This is a genomic window from Paraburkholderia sp. 2C (assembly GCF_054589215.1).
Map to the genome: position 1 here is coordinate 162,421 of NZ_BAAILL010000032.1, position 20,656 is coordinate 183,076.

Sequence of the window (20,656 nt, forward strand, 5' to 3'; positions counted from 1 at the left end):
AATAAACGGTAGGCCGCGAAACACCAGGGGCCCGGGACCAGGGGCCGGCTAGCCGTTGTTTAGCTCATCGCTCAACTGATCGACCAGCTTGGGCAGGAACACCATGAAGGTCGTGCCGCGACCGGGCGCCGAATCGACCTGCAATGTGCCGCCAAGCGAGTCGACCACGGTCTTGACGAAGGCGAGCCCCAGGCCGTGCCCCGACCTCGAGAATTTTTCATCGAGCTGGCTGAATTCCCGAAAGAGCGCTTTCCTTTCATGCTCGGGAATGCCGACACCACGGTCGATCACCGAGATCTTCAAATGCCGTTCCGTTTCCGCGAGTTGCACGTCGACCGTGGAATAGCGCGGGCTGAACTTGATCGCATTGCCGATCAGATTCGCAAATGCGCGGCGCAATAGCTGAACGTCGGCAACGGTGCGCTTGCCGGGTTCCGCGGCCAGATTGACAGTCGTCGACCTGGCCGTGGCCTGCGGCCACAGGTCGTCGATTGCGTCCCCAAGTACTAGCGCGGGATCGACCTGGGTCAACTTCGCCGGCAAGCTTTCCGCGCGCGCCAGAAAAAGGAAATCGTCAGCGAGGTTCAGGGCGGACGTCGCGTACTGGCCGACCAGCATCGCGAATTCGCCGGCGGTGAAACGCGGCGGCTCCTGCTTCATCTGTTCGACAAGCGCCAGAATCGCGACCTGCGGCGAACGCATGTCGTGCGACAGGAACCGCAGCGCGGTATCGCGCTGACGCTCGGCCATGCGGACCGACGAGACATCGGCAACATGAAAGATCAACGCGCCGTCGCGGCCCTCGGACGGCTTGATCTGCGCGCATTTGATCAGCAGCGAGCGGCCGTTTCGCGCATTCGTAATCTCGATACCTTGCGAGAACATCGATTCGCCATAAGCGGGCGGATCGTCGTCGCTGGACCAGCGTGCAAAAAGCGCCAGCGCTTGCGACGCGAACTCGATTGCGCGGTGGGACGCCGTAATCTCGAACAGAACGTCCGATACCGGCCGCCCCGCCACCGGGCTGCGCTCCGCAATACGCAATTCGGAACGTTGACAGAGCGCGTTGACGCGCTCATTCGCGAGGATGATTTCTCCCGCGGCGTTGGTCACGAGTGTCGCCTCGGGAAGGCTGTCGACCCACTCGGAAATAAACTCGCGATGCCGCCGAACCCGGTCGAACAACGACGCCATGGCGTTTAATCGCCGCTGGACCGGATCGTCGAAAAACCTGGCCCGCCTGGGCTCTTCAGGCAGCGACGGTTCTTTCGCGCCCTTTTCCGCTTCGGTCGAAAGATAACCGAGCAGCGCTTCCTGGCGCCGCCATGCCCAAAGCGGATAGGCAACGGCGCACGCGAAAACACCCACGAGCGGCGACAGAAAAAAGTGCTCGTATTTCAACATCGCAATCGAACCGCCGACCAGCATTGCCGCGAACATCACGGATATGAGAAGCCCGGTGCGCGGGCTCAGCAGATAGAGCAGCACGCACAACAGCGGGACGACGCCTTCGTTGAACATCAACTGAAGTGCGTAGTCGTTGGGTTGAACCGTCCCGCTCGCCGCATCCCGATGTGCGAGGTGCGACGCCGCATCGAAGAACGCGAGGTCCGCACGATGAAACACATGAGTCGAAGTCATGTACCCGCACAACAGCATGAGCGCCACCGCCAGCCAGAAGCATTCGCGCTTCAGGTTGGGACGCCGGTTTACTGGTGACGATGCATGAGCGCGTGACGGTTCATGCGAAAAACCGGAGCCAGGACCTGATGCCTTTTTCCGTAAATTCCATAATCTTTTCTTTATCCGCTCTATTGCCATTTATTCTTGAAACTTGAGAATATAATATGTCGTTTTATCTTTTCATCGTTATATGATTGCGGACATATTTTAAAGTCTTAGATCAGGTCATTAACGTCGCGATGCACCACTCTCCCGTTGTTTGACAGAAATGATAAGCGGGTTGCGTGCGGCCGGTGCGCTGCCCCCCTCCCGCACGTCGCCCCGCGGGCGCTCCGACTCGACGTCTCCGCCCGCCCTCGCGCAGACAAAAACCTTTCAATACCAATACTTACAGGCACGGTCGGTCTCCGAAGTCGATCACCGGCAGTTACTGGTTGCACCCCGTCGTCTAGACAAGTGCACGTACCATACGGAATACGGCATCTTACAAATGTGAACAATTGTGACAAACAGGCCGTAGCATGCGCCAATACAGAAAGTCGGGCCGATCGCATCAGTTTTTCGAGGAATTTTCCATGTAAAATGCTTCATCCAACCCACGGTCGCGTGCATCATTTTAAACGAACGTTTGCGAGGCTCCTTTGCCGGTTTTCTGCGTTAATTGCGAATCGCTCATCCTTTCCGCTTTTCACGCTCATTCAAGACCGGATCAACGAGGAACACTAGCAGGTTATCGTTGCACTGCGGCGAATCATTAAAAAAATCGTGTGAAAATGCGCGCCTCGACTTGCAAGAAACGGGCTTTTATACAGAACCTGAAGCGGCCAGCGAACCCCAGGATAAGAGCATCACGCGCCGGGCGGGGCGCCACGACTGGATTTGGGAGACAGTGCGCGGCTCGCTGCGCAATTTAACCGCATCAGACGAAGCGGAACACCAATGCGACAACCTTCGCCAATGCAAAACACATTCACCCCGGTCAGCGATGCGGAACGCGGCTTAGGCCAGAACGAGTTTTTCTTCATGCTGCAGCCGAAGCTGAGATTGCAGGAAAACCGGTTGTCCGGCTTCGAGTACCTGATCAGATGGCAGCATCCGGAAAGCGGCGTGCTCGAGCCCGCGTACTTCATTACCGTCGTCGAAGACTCGTCGCTTGCGGGCCGATTTACGGACCTGCTCATTTCACGTGCGATACAAACCCTCGTCCAATGGAAGATGGACGGCCGGGAGCATCTGTCGCTTGCGATCAATCTCTCGGCCGCGGAACTTGGCCGCAAAGATTTACCCGGCCGCCTCAAGGCCCTGTTTGCATCGCTTGGCGTAAGCCCATGCCGTTTCGAAATCGAACTCACCGGCGTCGTGCATCCGGACCGGCTCGACTGGCTTATCGACGTCATTCAGGCTATTCAGGCCGTCGGCGTACGCGTCGCGCTCGACGACTTCGGGTCGGGGTTCAATTCGCTGACGCTGCTGCAGCAATTACCCGTCGATACCGTGAAGTTCGATCGCTCGCTGATCAGGCAGGTGCGGGCCAATGGCGAATCGCAGCGGATGGTGGAAACGCTGGTGCGCCTCGCTCGGAACCACGGCAAGCGAATCGTACTGACAGGGCTCGAAACCGAAGAGCAGTTCGCGTGGGCGAAAACCATCCCTGATATCGAAGGTCAGGGGTTTTTCATTTGCCAGCCGGTGGAAGAAGAAGATGTCGACGAAGTGATTTGCCGTCACGAGGCAAAAGCGGCGGGGTCGGAATAAAGGCCTCTCCGACTTCGTTTTTCTATGCACGACTTCGCGCGTCGCCCGCTTGCGCAAGCCACTCGCCGACTGCGGCCACTCGAGCGGCGGCAAATCTCAGCGCACTTCCGGCTCGCGCGCCGGGCGAGCTCAGTGAAGGTCCATGAAGTATCGGCATCGTCGTCGACAAGCAGGATTTACATTCCCGTCAGCAAAAAAAGAGCGGCCGCATAGGGCCGCCTCGGAGCTGTGCCGCGAAGGCCGCTCAAAAGCTATGCCGCAAGGACAGGCGGACGAGAGCGTGTCCTCAAACCGCGGCATCGCATAGGAACCGAAAATAACTTCCCACGAGGTTATGAAATGGGGGGCACCAACGTAAAGAGGCGTGTCGTGTCCATAACGCCATGATTTCGTACATCCACACCGCGCGGGGCACGCAGCGCATGCGGCCGTTTATTAGCTAACGTGAAACGCATCGATGAGTTCGCCGAACTGCGCGGGCTTGCCGATCATGACGTCCACCAGCGGAACATGCAGTTGCGCGAGTCGCGGCGACGCGAGCCCGACAATACGTATATCGCCCCGCCCTTCCGGTCGCTCCCGGCGCTGCCATTCCCGCGCACGCACGACACACGCGAGCTTCATGCCGAAGCGTTCGTCGAGATCGAGCAGCACCACCTGCGGCGCGAAACGGTCGAGCAGCGCGTCAAGCCCGGCCAGTCCATCGAGCGACATGACCGGATAGCCGTTGATGCGCAGCAGAATCTCGTACGACGCGGCGACCGGCTCGGCGTATTGAAGCGAGAGCACCCGCTCCGGTGCCGGCGCGCGCACCGGCATGCACACCGCGTTGCTTCGCAGCATGATGTCGTTCGACAACCAGACCAGCCTCGCGCGCTGATAGTTTTCGAGCGCCCGCGCAAAGGCGATCGAATCGATGCCGTCGGCGTCCTCCGTATGTTGCATCCGTTCGGTAACCGCCTGCAGCTTCGCGAGCGACGCCTCGAACTCGCGGCATGCCCTGCCGCTTATACCGGTCGGCGCCGCCACAGCGCGGCCGCCGGTTGCATGCGCGCGTGGGCTTCGCACGCCTTCATCGCGAGGCGAACCCGCCGCGCGACCGCGTTCTTCTATAGTCATAATCCGTCCCTCGTGCCCTTCGCCGCAATGCGGAAAAATCCGTTTTGATGCGGCTGCAGCACGTCTTATCCATCGTAAGCAAACCGCGGATGGCGTGCGCGTTCTTAAGGCATGGCTTTCGGACACATGAACGCGAGCGTGGTAAAGGCGTGCGGCATCACACCTCGCCTGCGCCCGCGCGCTCCCCATCCGAGCGGATGCGCAGCACGGTTTGCCGCGAGGTATTGAACCGGCGCGCGACCTCGCTGACCGACTGGCCCTTGCCCAGCGACTGGAGCACGCGCTGGCGTTGCTGGTCGGAAAGCGACGGCGGCCTGCCCGTGCTTTTGCCCGCCGCGCGAACAGCCGCGAGGCTGTCCCTGCTGCGCAAACTGCGGCATGCCGCATCGAGGCGCACGAGTGCGCGCAGCGTCTTGACCGCCGACGGTTCGGGCAATCCGGCGAGATCGGTATGGCCAAGCTCGACGCATTTGACAAGGATTTTCGACTTGCGGCAGTGCATCAGCGTCGCGAGAATGTCGCGCGCATTGCAGCCGAGCGCCGGCAGATCGAGCACGACAAGCGTGTCGCGCGGGGCGAGACGCCTGAGCATGCTCTGCAGTTCCGGCCGCTCGCGCGCGGGTGTGTAGGCCGGCAGGTTGTCGATGGCAAGCCGGCTCACGGCGACCGTATAGCCCGCCTTGTCGAACTGGATCAGTTCCATCTCCGGCATAAGCGGCTCGGGAGCGCCAAGCAGATAGATATGAATTTTTCCCAACTCGCCCTCGCCCTGGATGCATGCATAACGCGCGACCCGCGTACCTTAGGTGCGAACTGTCGAACTGCGTGGTGCTACGCCAACTCGTCGGCTCGCTGCGGACCGTGCGACGCGCCGGTCCGCGCGATCGACGCGCGCAGCACGTCGACCAGCGTCTCGGCCTCATCGATGCGCGCCTGCTCGAACGAGACCGCCCCCGGGTCGCCGCTGTTCACCGCCCACTGGCGCCGCTCGCGCGCGAACACCATGCGCTCGTTGACCGTGCGGATCGCCTTCCAGAGCACGTATTCGGCGCGTTGCGCGATCGCTTTGTCGAGCGAGCGCACCGAATACGCGTGGCCAGTATGGCAACGGTAGCGCAGCGGCCGCGCATCGCGTATGCGCCATAGCACGCCGCCGCATTCCGGGCAGGTCAACGCCGACCGTACCGCGATTCCGTCGAGCTCGTCCAGTCCCGCACGCGCGCCGAAGCCGATCTCCGCCTCGCTGCGCAACGCGGCCAGATCGGCCGTGCCCGCGACATCCGATGCGACGCGTTCAGCGCCTTGCACCGCCGCGACGATTGCGTCGCCAAGATCCTCGGGCCGGGCAACCGCATCGGCGCCTGCCGCCTGCAATGCGGCAAGCGGCATCGACTTCATCGCGCTCTGCGCCGGATCCTGAACGATCCCGTAGCCGCCGTGCGCGCGAATCGTCGCGAGCCCCGCGGCGCCGTCGTCAAGGTCGCCGCTCAGTACGACGCCGACCACACGCTCGCCGAAGTGCATGGCCGCCGAGCGAAACAGGGGATCGGCCGCCGGGCGCGCGAAGTTTTCCGCCGCGGATACGCTCAGCCGAAACCGCCCTTTGCCGATCAGCAGGTGACGGTCGGGCGGCGCGACGTAGATGCGGCCGTTTTCGGGCGCCTCTTCGTGCGCCGCAAAGCGAGCCGGCAAGGGGCCCCAGCGGGACAACAGTTCGGGCAGCGCGCTTGCGTGCCGGCCAATGTGCATTACGATGGAAACGACGGCCGGCAAATCGGCAGGCAGCCGTTCGACCAGCGTTCGCAGTACGTGGAACCCGCCGCTCGACGCGGCGATCACGACGATGTCGCGACGCTTCATGAAGGTCTCGTTTCCCGGGTTTGAAGAGCAATCGGCAGCAAGACGCGGACCCGCTCCGGCCTGTCAGGCGGCTGGCGTCATATTCGCCATGGCGTAATGCTTGCTTACCCCTTATGCCGACGGATAATGGAGGCCGCGCCCTGTACGGCGGCCGCCGCGCCGCACGGCGTTGGGCACGAGCGCACCGGATCCACTTCAGGACATGTAGACATGCCTAAAAAACGCGGGCAAACGCTGCCAGGCCAGGCCGACCATATGATCGTCGGCATCGGCGCCTCGGCCGGCGGCTTGAATGCGCTATTGCAATTCTTTGAAGCGTTGCCGGCCCACATGTCGATGTCGTTCGTCGTGATCGTTCATCTGTCGCCCGACCGCGAGAGCAATCTGCCGTCGCTCCTGCAAAAGGCGACCGACATGCCGGTCGTGCAGGTGACGAACGCGACGCCGATCGAACGCAACCACGTGTATCTGATCGCGCCGTCGCTCGAATTGACGATGGTCGACGACTATCTCCGCGTCGATCACCAGACGCCCGAAGAAGGCCGCCGCGCGGCGATCGATCTGTTCTTCCGCACGCTGGCCGAGGCGCACCGCGAGCGCGCCGTCGGAATCGTGCTGTCGGGCGCGGGGTCGGACGGCTCGGTCGGCCTCTCGCGCGTGAAGGAGCTGGGCGGCATCACGTTCGCGCAGGATCCGTCCGAAGCCGAGTACGACAGCATGCCGCGCAGCGCGATCGCCACCGGCATGGTCGATTTCGTGCTGCCCGCCGCCGAGATGCCGCAACGGCTCATGGACCTGTCCCGCAACGCGACGCAGATCAATCTGCCCGACGCGGCCGAAGCCGAGGAACGCGACGCCGAAGTAAGCGAAAGCACCGAACGGGCGCTGCGCGAGATCATGGTCATTCTGCGCACGCGCACCGCACACGACTTCCGCCATTACAAACGCGCGACGGTCCTGCGCCGCATCGAGCGGCGCCTGCAGGTGAACGGCCTGATCGATCTGCAGGCCTACCGCGACTTCTTGCATCTGCATCCGGAAGAAACCCAGGCGCTGCTGCAGGACATGCTGATCAGCGTGACGAATTTCTTCCGCGACAAGGAAGCGTTCGAAGCGCTCGACAAAGACATGCTGCCGCAGCTTTTCGAAGGCCGCAGCGAGCTGGACCGCATTCGCGTCTGGTCGGTCGGCTGCGCGACAGGCGAAGAGGCCTATTCGCTCGCCGTTCTGCTGCAGGAACACGCGCAGAAATCGACCGAAGGCGTGTCGTTCCAGGTGTTCGCGACCGACATCGACGAGCGCGCGATTTCGTTCGCGCGCACGGGCCTTTTCCCCGACTCGATTCTCGCGGACGTATCGCCGGTTCGCATCCGGCAGTTCTTCAACAGGGATGCCGCGCACTACCGCGTGAAAAAGGAACTGCGCGAGCACATGCTGTTCGCGCATCACAATGTGCTGAGCGATCCGCCGTTTTCGCGGCTCGATCTGATCTGCTGCCGCAATCTGCTGATCTATCTCGACCGCGAAGCGCAGATCGACATTCTGAACATGTTCCACTTCGCGCTGCGCCCGGGCGGCATCCTGTTTCTCGGCAGCTCGGAATCGGCCGATAGCGTCAGTTCGATGTTCACCGTGATCGACAAGCGCAACCGCATTTATCGTGCGAATACGGCCATGCGCGGCGATACGCCGATGCCGGTGTCGCTCGGCGGCGGCGCCACGATGAGCATGCGGCCGCTGGTCTCGACGATCCAGCCGCCGGGCCGGCGCCGCTTTTCGTTCGGCGACCTGCACCAGCGCCTCGTCGAACAATACGCGCCGCCGAGCGCGCTCGTCAGCCGCGATTCGGAAATCGTCCATCTGTCGGACCACGCGGGGCGCTTTTTGCAATATTCGGGCGGCGAGCCCTCGCATAACATCGTCGCGGTGGTGCGGCCCGAGTTGCGGCTCGAACTGCGTACCGCGATCTTTCAGGCGCTGCACACGAACCATAGCGTCGAGGCGCGCCGCGTGCGCATCGAGCGCGACGGGCGCTCGTATTTCGTCAATATGACCGCGCGGCCCGTGCACGACCCGGAAACGAGCGCCGACTTCGTGCTCGTGCTGTTCGACGAGGTCGAGGACAGCATGGGCGGCGCGGAAACGCCGCCGGGCAGCGTGCATTCGGACCCCGTCGTCAGCCAGCTCGAACGCGAACTGTTGCGCACGAAGGAGCAGCTCCAGTCGACGATCGAGCAATCGGAAACGTCGACCGAGGAACTGAAGGCCTCGAACGAAGAACTGCAGGCGATCAACGAGGAATTGCGTTCGGCCACCGAAGAGCTCGAAACGAGCAAGGAAGAGCTGCAGTCGATCAACGAGGAACTGACCACCGTCAACGCGGAACTGAAATCGAAGGTCGAGGAAACCGGCAAGATCAACGACGACTTGCAGAATCTGATTGCCGCCAACGATATCGGCACCATCTTCGTCGACCGCAATATCTGCATCAAGCGCTATACGCCGCGCGCGACCGACGTATTCAGCATCATCCCGTCGGACATCGGACGGTCGCTGCTCGACATTACGCATCGTCTCGAATACGACAAGCTTGCCGACGACGCCGCCGAGGCGTTCGATTCGCTGCGGCTAATCGAGCGCGAACTGCGCAGCAACGACAATCGCTGGTATCTGGCGCGCTTCGTGCCGTATCGCACGACCGAAGACCGCATCGACGGCGCCGTGCTGTCGTTTATCGACATCACCGAGCGGCGCATCGCCGAAGACCGTCTGCGCGACGGCGAGCGGCGCATGCGCATGGTCGCCGAAAGCACGAAGGACTACGCGATCATCACCTTCGACGACGACGGCATCATCACGAGCTGGAACGCGGGCGCGCAGCGCATCTTCGGCTATGCCGAGGAAGAAATGCTCGGCCAGCGCGCCGATGCGCTGTCGACCGACGAAGACCGCGCGGCCGGCATCGCCCAGCACGAATTCGACGAAGCGCGCCGCTTCGGCCGCATCGAAGAGGAACGCTGGCATCGGCGCAAGGACGGTTCGCGCTTTTTCGCGGGCGGCGTGCTGTCGCGCCTGAACGAAGGCGACGTCGGCGGCTTTGCGAAGATCACGCGCAACCTCGGCGAACTGATCCAGGGCGGCGAGGCGGTCGCGTTGCGCAAGCCCGGCGATGCCGCGAAGAACACCGGCGAACGCGATGCGCAGCTGCGCCGCGACGAATTTCTCGCGGTCGTCTCCCACGAGCTCAAGCACCCGCTGAATCTGATTGCCGCGAGCGCCGAGCTGATCGCGCGCGCGCCGCAGACGAGCGGCAACCTGAACCTGTCGCGCGCCGCCGATACGATCCGCCGCACCGTAATGAGCCAGGCGCAGATCATCGACGACCTGCTCGATATTTCGCGCGTGCGCACCGGTAAACTTTCGATCGTGCGCACCGCCGTCGATATGCGCGAGATCGTGCAACGTGTGGCAGGCGCGGTGCAAAGCGAAACGGCGCAACGCGGCATCGCGCTCGGCGTTTCGATTACCGATGCCTCCGTCGTCGTGCATGCGGATATCACGCGCATCGAGCAGATCGTCTGGAATTTGCTCAGCAACGCGCTCACCTACACGGCCCACGGCACCATCGACGTGTCGCTGCAGCTGGAAGCCGGCAACGCGGTGCTGCGCATCACGGATACCGGCAGCGGCATCGCCCCCGAGCAGCTTCCGCATATCTTCAACATGTATCAGCAGACGCGTAGCATGGCCGGGCGCCGCACGGGGCTCGGCATCGGCCTCACGCTCGTGCGCGAACTCGTGAACGTGCATGGCGGCGCCGTGCAGGCGAAATCGGAAGGGCTTGGCCACGGCGCGTCGTTCACGGTCACGCTGCCGACGCACCGGCCGCTGTTTCACGTGGCGAGCGGCTCACCCGGGCAGGCCACGCACGCGTCGCTCAACGGCGTGCGCGTGATGATGGTCGACGACGACGCGGCAACGGTCGAGACCTTCAGGCTGCTGCTCGAAAGCGAAGGCGCGATCGTGCGGACCGCGACGAGCGGCGAACAGGCGCTGTCGATGCTCGCCGACGGCGAAGCGCCCGATATGATCCTGTCCGATCTCGGCATGCCGGGCATGGACGGCTTTCAACTCGTCGACGCAGTCCGCAAAAGGCCGGGCTTGAAGCATGTCATTTGCATTGCGCTAAGCGGCTTCGGCCATGAGGCGGACGTCGCGCGCGCGAAGCAGGCAGGCTTCGACGCCCATCTGAAGAAGCCCGTGATGCTCGAAGATCTGCTTGCCGTGTTCGCGACGCTGCGCGGCACGCGGCAGCCCGCCTGAGCGGTCCGGGGCGCGCCTGGCTCCTGGGGCCGCCCGGCATCGCAAGCGCCGCGCGTCACGCATCGCGCGCGGCGTTTGCCGCATCACGTCCCGTCGCGCCCGCTCACCCGCAGCAGCGCCATCAGCAACTCATCGAAATCGAGCGGCTTCACGAGCTGCAGATCGACGCCTTCGGGTAACCTCGCGTTGGCATTCTGCTCGCGGCTGTGCGGCGCAATCACGACGATTTTCAGCTGCGGCGACGGGCGCCCGGCGCGCACGCTGCGCACGAACGCGGCGCCGTCCATATCGCGCGGCGGGAACGCCGCGAGCATTACGTCGACCGGTTGACGCGCAAGCGCCGCCAGCGCCTGCGCGGCATTCGGCACGACGCGCACCGACGCGTTTTCGAGTGCGAGCAGTTCCGACAGCGCGGCAGCCGTTTCTGGGTCGTCTTCGACCACGAGCACGTTGAGCGCTGCGATGCTGCCCGGCATGCGCGCCGTCAAGCGGGCCGAGCCGTCGGCGTCGCCCGCGACGGGCAGCCAGACGGTCATCGCGGTACCCTGCCCCTGGCCGTCCGAGCGCGCCGCGGCGCGTCCGCCGTGCATTTCCGAGAGCTGCCGCACCAGCGCGAGACCGATACCGAGGCCGCCCTTGCCGACATCGCGCAAGGCGCGGCCCTGCCGGAACATCTCGAACACGTACGGCAGCAGCGCCGGTTCGATGCCCTCGCCGTCGTCGGTCACATCGATACGCCACAACGCCTGTTCACGCGTGAGCCCGATATGGATATGCCCATGCGCGCCCGTGAACTTCAACGCGTTGCTGACGAGGTTCCAGATAATCTGCTCGCAGCGCACCGGATCGGCCATCGCGAGCGCCGGCTTGGCATCGAGCTCCACGGTCAGCGCAATACCGCGCGCATGCGCATCTTCTTCGACGGCATCGGCAATGCCTTCGATCATCGCCGCGAGATCGACGCGGCTCACTTCGAGCGCGAGCTTGCCGGTGCGGATGCGCGACAGGTCGAGCAGATCGTCGATGATCTGCGCCTGGCTGCGCACGGCGCGCCGGATCGATTCGGCCGTCTCGCGCACCGACGCGATGCCGCGCGTCTCCGGCAGCCGCGGCAGCATCTCCGCCTTCACGCCGATCAGATTCAGCGGATGCTTGAGCTCATGCGACAGCACCGCGATGAAATCGTCCTTCAGCTGGTTCGACAGCACTTCCTTTTCGCGCTGCTGCTGTTCGTGCTCGAGCGCCTGCTGGTTCGCATCCTCGCGGCGCTTGCGCTCGGTCAGGTCGCGCGCGATCTTCGCGAAGCCCGTGAACGACGCATCGGCAATCGGCGTGACGACGCCGCTGCAGTAGACGCGCTTGCCGTCCCTCGTCACATACCAGCCTTCGTCGTCGGCGCGCCCGTCGCGCTGCGCGTTCTCGCGCTGGCGGGCGGCCATCTGCTGCGCGCCGTCGTTCTGTTCGTAGATCAGCGAAACGTTGCGGCCGACCACGTCCTTTTCGTCGTAACCGAAGATGCGTTCGGCGCCCGCGTTCCACGAAACGATCTTCCCCTGCGGGTCCTGCACGATGATCGCGTAGTCGTTGGTCGACTGCGCGACGAGGCGCAGCCGTTCTTCGCCGCGCCGCGCCGCTTCCTCGGCGACATGCCGCTCGGTCACGTCGATCAGCGTGAGCACCGTGCCGTCGATACGGTCGTCGGCCGTGCGGTACGGCAACAGGCGCAGCAGATACCAGCGGCCATCGTGGCTCTGGATCTCGCGTTCGATCAGCTTCAGCGCCTCGAACGACTGTTTGACGTCCTCGGCCAGCGTCGGATACCGCAGCGAATGCGTGATGTCGAACAGCGAGCGGCCGATATCGGTATCGATCAGCTTGAAAATACGGGTCGCGCTCGGCGTAAAGCGTTTCACCTGGATTTTCTTGTCGACGAACACGGTGGCGATATCGGTCGACACGATGATGTTCTGCAGGTCGTCGTTCGCTTTGGCTGTATCTTCCATCCGGTTCTGCAGTTCGGCGTTGACCGTCGTCAGTTCCTCGTTGACCGACTGCAACTCCTCCTTGCTGCTTTCGAGTTCCTCGGTGGCCGAACGCAACTCCTCGTTAATCGCCTGCAGTTCTTCGTTCGACGCCTTCAGTTCCTCGACCGACGTCTCGTACTGCTCGATCGTGGTCGCGAGCTGCTCGCGGCTGTGCCGCAGTTCGTGTTCGAGCTGGATCAGAACCGGGTCGCGGCCGCCGCCGTCGGTTTCGCCCTCATCGGTCATGCGCTCCTGCACCTCGTCGAACAGCACGAGGAAGAAGTCCGCATCGAGACCGGCATCGTGAAACGGCCGCACCGTCATGTTGATCCACGACGCCGCGTCGCCGCGCACCAGCTTCACGCGCCGCGCTTCGACGCTCGCGCCGGTCTGCAGCGCACGGAACAGGGTGGTGCGCAGGTCGAGGCGCAGCTCGGGCAGCACGAGCTCCATGATGTTGTTCGACGGCTCGCCGCCCGCGTGATGCAAAAAGCGCCCCGCGGTATCGGACAGATGCACGATCTTCGAGTCGCGGTCGATGATCACGCTCGGCGGCGCGTATTCCTCGAGCACGCGCTGGTGCAGCGCCGAAAACGAAAACGCGCGGCGGTCCACGACGGGTGCGGCGCCCGCCGGCGGCGCCAACGGTTTTTCCTCGCGCGCGGCCTGTTCGGAGACGCCCAGCAGCGGAAAGCCGACCGCGGCCTTCATGCGGCCGAGCGCGGGCCGCGCGCGATAGATGCGGTTCTTCTTGTCGACGACCATAAACAGGTCGTCGGCTGCATCCGCGGACTCCGCCGTGCCGAGAAACAGATAACCGTCCGGGCGCAGCGCGAAATGAAACAGCTCGAGAATCTGCCGCTGCACGGACCGGTCGAGATAGATCAGCACGTTGCGGCAGGAGATGACATGTAGCTGCGAAAACGGCGGATCGCGCAGCAGGCTATGCACGGCGAACAACATCTTTTCGCGTATCGGCTTGGCGATCCGGAAGTTCGCGCCCTCGCGCACGAAGTACCGGCCGAGCATCGCGGCCGGAATATCGGCGGCGGCCGAGGCCGGATAAACGCCCGCGCGCGCACGCACGATCGCCGCTTCGTCGATATCGGTGGCGAAAATCTGCACCGACGTCGCCGAATTAGCCGCTTCGCGTTCGCTGGCGAGCAACACCGCGATCGAATACGCTTCCTCGCCGGTCGAACAACCGGCTACCCAGACGCGCACCTGGGTATCCCCGAACGACGGCCGCAACACACCGGGAATGACTTCGCGCCGCAGCGCGTCGAACGCGTCGCGATCGCGGAAAAACTGCGTGACGCCGATCAGCATGTCCGCGAGCAGCGCGCTCGTCTCGGCCGCCGTCGCGCGCAGCAAGGCGCGATACGCCTGCAGGTCGCGCACGCCGTTCACCTGCATCCGGCGTTCGATGCGGCGCAGCACGGTGGCGCGCTTGTAGTGGCGGAAGTCGTGCCCAGTACGCACGCGCAGATGCATGAGCACGTCGTGCAGCGCGCGTTCCGATTCGTCGTGCGACGGTTCGGCCGCGCCCTCGGCCTCTTCTTCGGCTTCCATCGCGATCGGCTGGATACTTTGCGCATTGCGCCACAGCTCGAGCAGCTTGCCCGGAATCTTGGCCACCGGCAGCACGAAATCGACGTGACCGGTCGCGATCGCGTGATGCGGCATTTCCGGGTACATCGCGTCGGACGGCTCCTGCGCGATTGTCATGCCGCCCGCTTCCTTGATGCGGCTCAAGCCGACCGCGCCGTCCGAACCGGAGCCCGACAGCACGATACCCATTGCGCGCGTGCCGTGCGCATCGGCGAGCGTGCGGAAGAAGAAGTCGATCGCAATCGGCGCGGCCTGCTGCGCGCGTTCGGTCACATGCAGATAGCCGTTCGCCGCCGACAGGTGCTTGCCGGGCGGAATGATATAGATGTGGTCCTTTTCGATCGGCGTCGCGCTCGTGACCTGCGTGACCGGCAGGCGCGCCGCACGTTGCAGCACCTCGTCGATATGGCTGACCGGCTCGGACGGCAGATGCAGGATCACGACAAGCGCGAGTCCCATCGGTGCCGGCGCATGCTCGAAAAAGCTCAGCAGCGCTTCGACCCCGCCCGCGGACGCGCCGATGCCGACCACCGGAAAATCGGGCGACGCGGCGGGCGCATTCTGCGCATTGCGGATCGACGCCTCTCGCGGTGACGAGGACTCGCTCGGCATGGATCTCTCCTCTTATCGCCTTCGTTGCGGATTTCGACTGGCGCGCGGCAGCCCATGCCAGGCGGCGCGCCCCGCGCGCACCCGAAGCATACACGCGACCGCGCCGGGGCAGCGGCAATAAGGGAAACAACAGGCGAAGCGGCGAAACGGCCGCACCGGGGCATCGCATATACAGATCAAGCGTACGCGCTACGACGAGTGCACCCAAGCGTCGACAGGCTGAAAGCGGCTTGCGCGAAACGGGCGCGCTACTTCACGCCAGGCATCGGCAAGCGCGCGTACGGTCCAGGGTATGACCGCAGCCGCCAGTTAGGCATAGCGATTGCGGAATCCATCACGCAACATCGTTCCCAAAGGAGGGAGGAAATTATGAGCACGCTTAACCCGCAAGGCGCATCCCAATCGGGTGCACAAATCGTAGGTGGTGGAGTGGGCGAAGGCCCGGGCCCGGACGTCATGGCCGCGGCGACGCTCGACGGTAACAAGGTGATGACTTCCGACGGCGAGCACGTCGGCAAGATCTCGGACATCATGCTCGACGTGCGCAGCGGCCGCGTCGCCTATGCCGTGCTGTCGGAGGGCGGCTTTCTCGGCATGGGCTCGACCCTGCATGCGATTCCATGGAGCGCGCTAACGCTGGACACCGCGGAAAAATGCTTCCGCGTCGATATTGCGGCGCAACGCATCAAGGACGACCCGGGCTTCGATAAGGACCACTGGCCGTCAATGGCCGATACCGCGTGGGGCACGCAGATGCATCAGTACTACAACCGGCAGCCATACTGGTCCGATGCACCGCTCGGCAGCGGTTCCGCTGCGCAACGTCAGGGAACGGATGTGCAGGGTCTTTAAGCCGGGGCCCGTTCATGCGGCACCGGCCATGCGCGCGCAGCGATGCGACGAGCCCCGCTGCGCGCGTTTTGCGACACGCTCGCATCGATTAGCGCGGCCGCGCTGAAGCAAATTTGGCGCGGCCGCCTACGTCGCAGCGGGCGCGGCACATCGCCGAAACCATCCATTCGGGCGCCGACTGCATGCATCACCTTTTTTTATGCTGATCGGACGCCGCGCGCGGACAGGGCGATCATGCGTTGTAAAAAGGAGGTGCCGCATGGGAGCGATGCCGCTCACGCTCGATTGGCTAGACGTATCGATACGTATCGATACGGGTCGACGCTCGATCGCTGCCGGCCTTTTGATCGGTTTCAACCGCGGCGAATCCGGCAAGATTGCGGGCCTGCGAACCACGCTGGTCGTTTGCGACGCTCAAAGGCTTCGTTTGCGGCCACGGACGCCGCCTTTATGGGCATTCCCATTCTGCAGGTAATGTTCGGGCCGTCGAGCATCTACTCGGCGCTCGTGCTAAACCTGGTCGCCAGCCTGCTGACGATTCCGCTTGCGACAATGCTGCTCGTGCTTTCCGTGATGACTTTTTCGGCGGCGATCTATCGGGTCGACGGCGGTTTGGCGGCTGCGTAGTCGGCGGTCTGCGCAAAGCCAGCAACCTCCAGACTCTGGATTCGCGACTGCTCCTTCGCACGCTCGGCGCACGACGTAGGCATCACAACGGCATCGCCATCCACCACGACGATGCCGTTCACCTCGCATTTCGTCTCGAGCACGGCGCGCCGCCGGCCCGTCAGTATTTCCTTGACCGTGACCGTTGCGCAAACCGTTTCGCCAATCTTGACGGGGCGCCGAAAGCTCAGGTTCTGCGCCAGATAAATGGAGCCGGGACCAGGCAGACGCGCGGCAATGGCCGCGGAAATCACGGAAGCCGACAGCATGCCGTGCGCGATACGGCCGCCGAATCGCGTTCGCTTTGCATACTCTTCGTCGAGGTGGACGGGGTTCCGGTCGCCGCAGGCACCGGCGAACAGAAAGACATCCCGCTCGGACAGCATCTTCGTGAAGCGTGCATTCATGCCCACCACCAGGTCTTCAAGATCGTAGCCACCAGCCTCGTTCATCGTCTGATTTCCTTTTTTCGCCGATTTAGCGCCTGTTCATTATTCAGTCAGGCGGTCTGACTTTCTGTGCGCCCGCTTGCACTAGCCGTTCCGAAAACCTTGCTTGCCACATTGAAGCCATACTGCACGGCTAATACGCCGGCATGAGGCAACGCCTTTACGATGGCGTCGACGACGTCCTGTCTCGATGCGCCCAGCGATAGCGCTTCTTTTACATGGGCGGCAAGCACCTCGGCGTCCGCGTTTCGCGCAAGGCATGTCAGACAGGCGATATCCGCAAGCCGGGCTGCTCGCGCCTCTTCGATCGCATCGAACCGCTTCGTCGGCGCGCCCATCTCCCGCAGATACTGCGCAACGAGCGGCGACAGGTCCGCCACGTCCCTGGATAAAGCAAACGCAGACAGATTTTCCGCAGGCGAGCGCGTATCTCGCGCCACAACCGGTTCGGCCGGCTGGGACCGCCTCACTCCATCGGATACGTTTTCACCTGCAATTTCGTCGAAGACCTCAAGTGCAATTCTTGTGACCGGCAAAACCACCGGCCAGCCGATATAGCCGGTCAGCTGGATCAGCACTTCGGTCAGCTCGCTGCGCGTCCATCCCACTCGCAGGCAGGCCTTCAAATGCAACCTGACAGCAGACCACTGGTTTTGCCTGGCCATGGCAATCGCCAATGTCGCAAGCTGGCGATCCTTGAGCGCTAACGCCGGCCTCTCCAATGCCGCGCCATACACGACATGGGTGAACAGTTCGCGTATTTCCGCCGGCAGCCAATCAAATTGTTCATGTTCGCCGCGCAGCAACCGCGCAACGTCGTGCGATTCGCGCAACGCCGTCTCGCGCGCCGGCGCACGTTTCTTATGCGTAACCTCGATGCCTCGCTCTGAAAGCATCGCCAAGACAGTTTGAATACCGGCTATCGCCACTGGAATACCGGCATAGATCGACGTATGCAAGATGGTCTCAAGCAGTTCTTCGGCAGACCATCCTGTATTCAACATGCCGCTCGCATGATATTTAAGCGCGGAATCGGCATTGCCGACGGCGGCCAGCACGGCGACGGTAACGAGCTCGCGATGCTTGAGCGCAAGCTTGGGCCGGGCAATGATGTCCGCATAACCGCCTTCGACGAGCAGGCGCTTGAAGTCCGGATCGAGGCGATCCAATGCGGCGCTGAGACTATCGAACCCTTCGTCGCCTATCGTATGGATGATCGCCATCCCACGTTCGTACCGCGAGCTTCGATGCTCGAGCGCGCCGTGTGAGTCCAGCATCCGGTTCGATTCCCTTTTCGATTCCCGCATTCAGGCTGCCTCGAATTTTTAATCAGTCATTCAAACGATATTCATCGATTGAGCGACTGATGCCTTAAGCACGCTCATTGTGCCTGGCTTTCAACAATTCAATCCGCAAGCATCACGGCTAAGCCATCGTACTCGATTCGAAGTCGCAAGAGGTTCGTCTCTCTATCCAACAAATCTGAACTTTTGTGAAGTTCAATCGCTTGTCTTAACACCGCTAATAGAATCATTCACGCACTCCTTTGCCGGTTCGTATCGAGGACCGTTCGCAGCACCTATAACCAGGAGAATCCTTTGTTGAAGCTTCGGGAGAAGGTCGCCCTCGTGACCGGGGGAAGTTCGGGGATCGGGCGAACGACTGCGTTGCTGATTGCGAAAGAAGGCGCCCAGGTCGCGGTCGCGTCGCGGCGCGAAGAGGAAGGGCAAAGCGTGGTCGACGAGATTCGCGAGTCAGGCGGAGAGGCGATCTTCGTCAAAACGGATGTCTCGCGCGCCGACGACTGCGCGAACGCCGTCGCGCAAACCGTCGCCGCCTTCGGCAAGCTTGACATTGCGTTCAACAATGCAGGCGTCGAGGTCTTCGGCAAACCTGTTGCCGAGACCGACGAGTCGACGTGGGACTACGTCGTGGACACCAACCTCAAGGGGATGTTCCTGTCGATGAAATACGAGATCCCCGAGATGCTCAAGGCCGGCGGAGGATCGATCGTCAATATGTCGTCGACCTACGGCCTTGTCGCCTCCGCATTCGGCGGATGCGGCTATCACGCTTCCAAAGCAGGAATTATCGGGCTCACCAAAGCCGCGGCGCTTGAATATGCGAAACAGAAGATCAGAGTCAATGCGATCTGCCCGGCTTTCGTCGCCACAGCGATGGTCGAAAAATTTCTCGAGGAAACGGGAATGACCGATCAGATCAAGGGGTTTCATCCGGTCGGGCGGCTCGGCACGGAAGGTGAAATGGCGCAGGCCGTCGTGTTCCTTGCCAGTAACGCTTCCTCATTCATCACAGGCACCGCGCTGTCCGTGGACGGCGGCATGGCAGCCGCCTGAAGCCCAACCTGCACGCGGCAATCAGAAATTCTGGCGATACAGATATGGATACCGAACTGTTAGACATGGTTGTCGAGGCCGCGAGCGAGCGACCCGAGCTGTTCGAGATCGGCCAGCCGATCCCGTTAGGCGTCGTGCCACGCAAAATGCACGCATGGACGATACGCCGCGAAAACCACGGCGAACCGCAAACAGCGTTCACGCGCGAAATTGTCGACGTGCCGTCGATCGGCGCGAACGAAGTACTCGTTCACGTGATGGCCGCGGGTGTCAACTACAACGGCGTCTGGGCCGCGCTCGGCCAGCCCTTCTCGGTACTGGACCTGCATGACGACCCTTATCACATCACCGGTTCGGACGCTGCCGGCATCGTGTGGGCAGTCGGGTCCAACGTGCGTGCCTGGAAAGTCGGCGACGAAGTGATTGCGCATTGCTCGCAGATCGACGGCGAGGATGAGGAGTGCAACGGCGGCGACCCGATGCTTTCGTCGTCGCAACGCATCTGGGGATACGAAACGACGTATGGTTCGTTCGCGCAGTTCTCGCGGGTTCAGGCGACTCAATTGATGCCGCGTCCCAAACACCTGACGTGGTCGGCCAGCGCCTGCTACACGCTGACGCTCGCGACCGCCTATCGCATGCTGTTCGGCCACAAGCCGCATGTGCTCGGGCCCGGACAATCGGTCCTGATCTGGGGCGCCGCGGGCGGGCTCGGCACGATGGCGATCCAGCTGGCCGCATTGGCGGGCGCGCGTCCGGTCGCCGTGGTGTCGGACGATTCGAAGGCGGACTTCGTCAGAAGCCTCGGCGCGGTGGGCGTGATCAATCGCTCGCAGTTCTCGTGCTGGGGCGCGCCGCCCGCCATCGACGCGACTGCCGAATACGCCGCGTATATCGACGGCGTGAAGCAATTCGGCAAGGCCATCTGGCAGGCGCTAGGCGAAAAGCGTGACGTCGACATGGTGTTCGAACACCCAGGCCGCAACACGTTCGCTGCTTCCTGCTATGTCGTCAAGCGCGGCGGCATGGTCGTGTTTTGCGCCGCGACGAGCGGCTACGACCTCACCTGCGACGCGCGCTACATCTGGATGCGCCAGAAGCGGATTCAGGGCAGTCACTTCGCAAGCCTGAAGGAGGCCGCGCAAGCGAACCGGCTTGTGATGAGCGGCCGCATCGACCCGTGCCTGTCGGAGGTCTTCCCGTGGAACCGGCTGCCTGAAGCACACGCGAAGATCCGCAACAACCTGCATCTGCCCGGCAATATGGCCGTGCTCGTACAGGCCAGCAGCAGCGACGATCTTGACGCAGCGCGCCGGGTGTGAACGATGAATGTACGTGTCCTTGT

General features: G+C 62.9%; 13 protein-coding genes. 6 read left to right on the top strand and 7 right to left on the bottom strand.

All coding sequences use genetic code 11. The features are described from left to right. Window positions 1–48: 48 nt before the first annotated feature. A complete protein-coding gene (locus ACYPXD_RS08925) occupies window positions 49–1,641 on the bottom strand; it encodes a sensor histidine kinase (protein WP_459709899.1) in 1,593 nt (530 codons plus the stop codon). A gap of 999 nt (window positions 1,642–2,640) precedes the next feature. Here ACYPXD_RS08925 and ACYPXD_RS08930 point away from each other — a divergent pair. Next, window positions 2,641–3,438, top strand: coding sequence for an EAL domain-containing protein (locus ACYPXD_RS08930; RefSeq protein ID WP_459709901.1), 798 nt, complete (start codon window positions 2,641–2,643; stop codon window positions 3,436–3,438). A gap of 435 nt (window positions 3,439–3,873) precedes the next feature. On the opposite strand, the gene ACYPXD_RS08935 is transcribed toward ACYPXD_RS08930, so the two are convergent. The 3 genes from ACYPXD_RS08935 to ACYPXD_RS08945 all read right to left on the bottom strand — a co-directional run bounded on the left by ACYPXD_RS08935 (window position 3,874) and on the right by ACYPXD_RS08945 (window position 6,417). Further along, window positions 3,874–4,557 carry a hypothetical protein gene (locus ACYPXD_RS08935; protein ID WP_459709903.1) on the bottom strand — a complete coding sequence of 228 codons (684 nt, stop codon included), beginning with the start codon at window positions 4,555–4,557 and terminating at the stop codon, window positions 3,874–3,876. Window positions 4,558–4,714: 157 nt separating this feature from the next. Beyond that, a complete protein-coding gene (locus tag ACYPXD_RS08940; RefSeq protein ID WP_459709905.1) occupies window positions 4,715–5,314 on the bottom strand; it encodes a helix-turn-helix domain-containing protein in 600 nt (199 codons plus the stop codon). Between the two features lie 74 nt (window positions 5,315–5,388). Then, window positions 5,389–6,417: a chemotaxis protein CheB gene (locus tag ACYPXD_RS08945; RefSeq protein WP_459709907.1), complete on the bottom strand. Its 1,029-nt coding sequence runs from the start codon at window positions 6,415–6,417 to the stop codon at window positions 5,389–5,391. A gap of 210 nt (window positions 6,418–6,627) precedes the next feature. Between ACYPXD_RS08945 and ACYPXD_RS08950 the strand changes: the two genes are divergently transcribed. Next, window positions 6,628–10,740: a CheR family methyltransferase gene (locus ACYPXD_RS08950; RefSeq protein WP_459709910.1), complete on the top strand. Its 4,113-nt coding sequence runs from the start codon at window positions 6,628–6,630 to the stop codon at window positions 10,738–10,740. An 83-nt stretch (window positions 10,741–10,823) separates the two neighbouring features. Here ACYPXD_RS08950 and ACYPXD_RS08955 read toward each other — a convergent pair whose 3' ends face one another. After that, the gene (locus ACYPXD_RS08955; RefSeq protein WP_459709913.1) at window positions 10,824–14,987 is read right to left on the bottom strand and encodes a CheR family methyltransferase; all 4,164 of its coding nucleotides are present in this window, start codon (window positions 14,985–14,987) and stop codon (window positions 10,824–10,826) included. 369 nt (window positions 14,988–15,356) lie between these two features. On the opposite strand from ACYPXD_RS08955, the gene ACYPXD_RS08960 reads away from it, so the two are divergent. Both ACYPXD_RS08960 and ACYPXD_RS08965 read left to right on the top strand, forming a co-directional pair. After that, entirely contained in the window at window positions 15,357–15,839 is a 483-nt protein-coding gene (locus tag ACYPXD_RS08960) for a PRC-barrel domain-containing protein (RefSeq protein ID WP_459709916.1), read from the top strand. A gap of 450 nt (window positions 15,840–16,289) precedes the next feature. Next, window positions 16,290–16,466: a hypothetical protein gene (locus ACYPXD_RS08965; RefSeq protein ID WP_459709919.1), complete on the top strand. Its 177-nt coding sequence runs from the start codon at window positions 16,290–16,292 to the stop codon at window positions 16,464–16,466. Here ACYPXD_RS08965 and ACYPXD_RS08970 read toward each other — a convergent pair. Next, the gene (locus ACYPXD_RS08970) at window positions 16,433–16,957 is read right to left on the bottom strand and encodes a MaoC family dehydratase (RefSeq protein WP_459709921.1); all 525 of its coding nucleotides are present in this window, start codon (window positions 16,955–16,957) and stop codon (window positions 16,433–16,435) included. The genes ACYPXD_RS08965 and ACYPXD_RS08970 overlap by 34 nt on opposite strands. 47 nt (window positions 16,958–17,004) lie before the next feature. Continuing rightward, complete coding sequence (locus ACYPXD_RS08975; protein ID WP_459709924.1) at window positions 17,005–18,177, bottom strand: carboxymuconolactone decarboxylase family protein; 1,173 nt, start codon at window positions 18,175–18,177, stop codon at window positions 17,005–17,007. A gap of 375 nt (window positions 18,178–18,552) precedes the next feature. Between ACYPXD_RS08975 and ACYPXD_RS08980 the strand changes: the two genes are divergently transcribed. Together ACYPXD_RS08980 and ccrA are read left to right on the top strand one after the other, a co-directional pair. Then, the gene (locus tag ACYPXD_RS08980; RefSeq protein WP_459709927.1) at window positions 18,553–19,311 is read left to right on the top strand and encodes an SDR family NAD(P)-dependent oxidoreductase; all 759 of its coding nucleotides are present in this window, start codon (window positions 18,553–18,555) and stop codon (window positions 19,309–19,311) included. A 44-nt stretch (window positions 19,312–19,355) separates the two neighbouring features. Further along, on the top strand, window positions 19,356–20,633 hold the full coding sequence (gene ccrA / locus ACYPXD_RS08985; protein WP_459709929.1) for a crotonyl-CoA carboxylase/reductase: 1,278 nt from the start codon (window positions 19,356–19,358) through the stop codon (window positions 20,631–20,633). Window positions 20,634–20,656: the final 23 nt, after the last annotated feature.